Source organism: Parabacteroides sp. AM17-47 (assembly GCF_003434625.1).
In the GTDB taxonomy this organism is placed as follows: Bacteria; Bacteroidota; Bacteroidia; order Bacteroidales; family Tannerellaceae; genus Parabacteroides; species Parabacteroides distasonis.
The window spans coordinates 1-3,809 of the sequence record NZ_QTLI01000051.1; the positions used below are offsets into that span (position 1 = coordinate 1).

3 protein-coding genes are annotated in these 3,809 nt (G+C 55.2%); all 3 read left to right on the forward strand.

The genetic code is table 11. The features are described from left to right. Positions 1-2,031, forward strand: a 2,031-nt coding sequence (locus DW205_RS21830) for a type IA DNA topoisomerase (protein WP_147326772.1), incomplete at its 5' end; no start/stop codon positions are given. A gap of 239 nt (positions 2,032-2,270) precedes the next feature. After that, entirely contained in the window at positions 2,271-2,723 is a 453-nt protein-coding gene (locus tag DW205_RS21835) for a DUF1896 family protein (RefSeq protein WP_121963168.1), read from the forward strand. Further along, on the forward strand, positions 2,713-3,809 hold a 1,097-nt coding region (locus DW205_RS21840), incomplete at its 3' end, for an N-6 DNA methylase (protein ID WP_147326773.1). The genes DW205_RS21835 and DW205_RS21840, both read left to right, overlap by 11 nt.

Consider the following 3,809-nt stretch of genomic DNA (forward strand, 5'->3'; position numbering starts at 1 on the left):
GGCGCGACAAAGAGAGAGGAAGGATATTTCGAAGGAGGCGGCTATGCCGTGACATGGGCATTCGGACACCTCGTTCAGCTTGCCATGCCCGACGGCTACGGCGTGCGCGGATTTGTCCGTGACAACCTCCCGATTATTCCCGACACATTCACGCTCGTCCCCCGTCAGGTCAGGACGGAGAAAGGTTACAAGCCCGACAGCGGCGTGGTGTCGCAGATAAAAGTCATCAAAAGACTGTTCGACACAAGCGAACAAATCATCGTGGCGACCGATGCCGGACGCGAGGGAGAGCTTATCTTCCGCTACCTCTACCACTATACGGGTTGCACCACTCCTTTCGTGCGTCTGTGGATCAGCTCGCTCACCGACAAGGCTATCCGTGAGGGACTGCGCAACCTCGAAGACGGCAGCAGGTACGACAACCTATACCTCGCCGCCAAAGCGCGGAGCGAATCCGACTGGCTCGTGGGCATCAACGGCACTCAGGCGTTATCCATAGCCGCCGGACATGGCACGTATTCGGTGGGGCGTGTGCAGACACCCACGCTGGCGATGGTGTGTGAACGCTATTGGGAGAACCGCCGTTTTACGTCCGAAGCATTCTGGCAGCTCCATATCGCAACAGACGGTTGCGACGGCGAGGTCGTGAAACTCTCATCCTCCGAGAAATGGAAGTCGAAAGAACCGGCAACGGAGCTATATAATAAGGTAAAGGCGGCAGGCAGCGCAACGGTAACGAAAGCAGAGCGTAAGGAGAAGACGGAGGAAACTCCCTTGCTGTACGACCTGACCACGCTCCAAAAAGAAGCCAACGCCAAGCACGGCTTCACGGCGGAACAGACGCTTGAAATCGCGCAGAAGCTCTACGAGAAGAAGTTGATAACCTATCCGAGAACGGGAAGCCGCTACATCCCCGAAGACGTGTTCGCTGAAATCCCCAAGCTACTCGCCTTTATCGGCACGCAGCCCGAATGGAAAGACAAGGTGCGGGCAAAAGCCATCCCGACACGCCGTAGCGTGGATGACGGCAAGGTAACAGACCACCATGCCCTGCTCGTCACGGGAGAGAAACCGCTCTTCCTCTCCAAAGAGGACAGCACCATTTATCAGATGATTGCCGGACGAATGATAGAGGCATTCTCCGAAAAATGCGTCAAGGACGTGACTGCTGTCACGGCAGAATGTGCCGGAGTGGAGTTCACCGTGAAAGGCAGTGTCGTGAAGCAAGCCGGATGGCGTGCCGTCTATGGCGAGGAAAAGGAGGAAACTACCATCCCCGGCTGGCAGGATGGCGACACGCTCACGCTGAAAGCCACCTCCATCACCGAAGGAAAGACCAAACCCAAGCCGCTGCATACCGAAGCCACCCTGCTCTCGGCAATGGAAACAGCGGGCAAGGAAATTGAGGACGACGCGCTGCGGCAGGCGATGAAGGACTGCGGCATCGGCACTCCCGCCACACGAGCGTCCATCATCGAAACGCTTTTCAAGCGCGGTTACATGGAACGCTGCAAGAAGTCGCTTGTTCCCACCGAAAAGGGACTCGCCCTCAATTCCGTGGTGAAGACGATGCGCATCGCCGATGTAGCCATGACGGGCGAATGGGAAAAGGAACTGGCACGTATCGAGCGCGGGGAACTGCCCGCCGACACTTTCCGCAAGGAGATAGAGGCGTACACACGGGAAATCACCTCCGAACTGCTCTCGTGCGACAAGCTCTTCGGCAGCCGTGATTCCGGCTGCGCGTGTCCCAAGTGCGGCACGGGCAGGATGCGGTTCTACGGCAAGGTGGTACGTTGCGACAACACGGAGTGCGGACTGCCCGTGTTCCGGCAGAAAGCGGGACGCACCCTGTCCGACGACGAAATCAAAGACCTGCTCACCGACGGGCACACCAAGCCGCTCAAAGGCTTCAAGAGCAAGCAGGGCAAGAACTTCGATGCCATAGTCGCCTTTGACGGGGAATATAACACGACGTTCGTGTTCCCGGAAAAGAAATGCAAGTCTTCCTATCCGAAAAAAAGGAAATAATCACTAACTTTTGATAAGTTAGGCTGCATCTCAACAATAGAAACAAACAAGTTTTTTTCGTATTGTCTTCGATTTGCACTAACTTTGCCACTTGTTCAGAGTAATGAATTGTTCTTCGATACCGGATTACACTCATACTTTGGATTTAGTGGTGGCACTCGGAGGGATACCGAGTGCCTTTTTCTTCCTTTTTCCAATCAATTATCCCGTTAAATATCAATCCACTAAACTCCAAAGTAATGAACAACAAGAAGAAAAACGAGGGTCAGACCGACTTTTCCTATTACGGTCTGTACCTGCTGGACTATCTCCGCACGAACAAGTTTGAACAGGCTGACGACACCGCTTTCATACGGGAACGGGCCGACCGTGCCGCCGAAACGTATGAAAAGGCGCGGCTCGAAGGCTATCCCGCCGATGGCGCGCAAGAGCAGGCGATGGACACGCTGCTGCGCGGGCTGCGCTATTCCCGGTACGCCATTCTCCGTGAAGTCGTGGAGAGCGAGTTTTTCGACGAAGTGCCGGAAGAGAAACAAGAAGCCTTTATTCTGAAACTCATGCCGTTTGTCGGCAACGTGTTCTCCGTCTATGACCTTTCGGACGACAACTTCGCCCTGTCTTCCGATTACGACCTGCTCTACACGGAGCTGACGGGGGCAACCGTCCTTTACATCGGGGAATATGGCGTTTAACCGCAAACAGAAACTGCGGGACAACATCGAGGCGATACGGACGGCATTCATCCTTGACAGGGAAAATAGGACAGCGACAACCGAAGAGCGTGCCATACTTCAAAGGTACTGCGGTTTCGGCGGTCTGAAATGTATCCTCAACCCTGCAAAGGAACTGACGGATGCCGTCCGGTGGGCGAAATCCGACCTCGAACTGTTCGCCCCGACAGTGGAGTTGCACAGGCTTATCCGTGAGAACAGCAAGGACGAAACAGAGTACAAGCGGTTTGTGGATTCGCTGAAAGCGTCCGTGCTGACCGCTTTCTACACCCCCAAAGAGATAACCGACACCATCGCGGACGTGCTGGCAGATTACAGCGTCCGCCCCGCCCGTATGCTCGAACCGTCGGCAGGTGTCGGCGTGTTCGTGGATTCCATGCTGCGGCACAGCCCCAATGCGGATGTGATGGCTTTCGAGAAGGATCTGCTCACGGGTACAATCTTGAGGCATCTCTATCCCGACCAGAAAATGCGCACCTGCGGTTTTGAGAAAATCGAAAGACCGTTCAACAATTATTTCGACTTGGCGGTGTCCAACATTCCGTTCGGAGACATAGCCGTGTTCGACCCTGAGTTTCAGCGGAGCGACTCATTCGGCAGACGCTCCGCCCAGAAAGCCATCCACAACTATTTCTTTCTCAAAGGACTGGATGCCGTGCGTGACGGCGGTATCGTGGCGTTCATCACCTCGCAAGGGGTATTGAACAGCACCAAGACCTCCGTGCGTAACGAGCTGTTCAGTAAGGCTGATCTGGTATCCGCGATACGCCTGCCCAACAACCTGTTCACGGACAACGCGGGGACAGAAGTGGGCAGTGACCTGATTGTCCTGCAAAAGAACCTCAGCAAGAAGGAAATGTCGCAGGACGAGCGGCTGATGACCGTAATACAGACGGACACGAAAACCGACCTGACCGACAACGCCTATTTCATCCACCACCCGGAACGCATCGTGCATACGACGGCGAAACTTGACACCGACCCATACGGGAAGCCCGCTATGGTCTATCTGCACGAGGGCAAGGCAGCAGGCATCGCCGGGGATTT

What these genes read in the sequence shown, in the direction of transcription:
- DW205_RS21835 (WP_121963168.1), top strand. Translation starts at nt 2,271, where the DNA reads ATGAACAACAAGAAGAAAAACGAGGGTCAGACCGACTTTTCCTATTAC.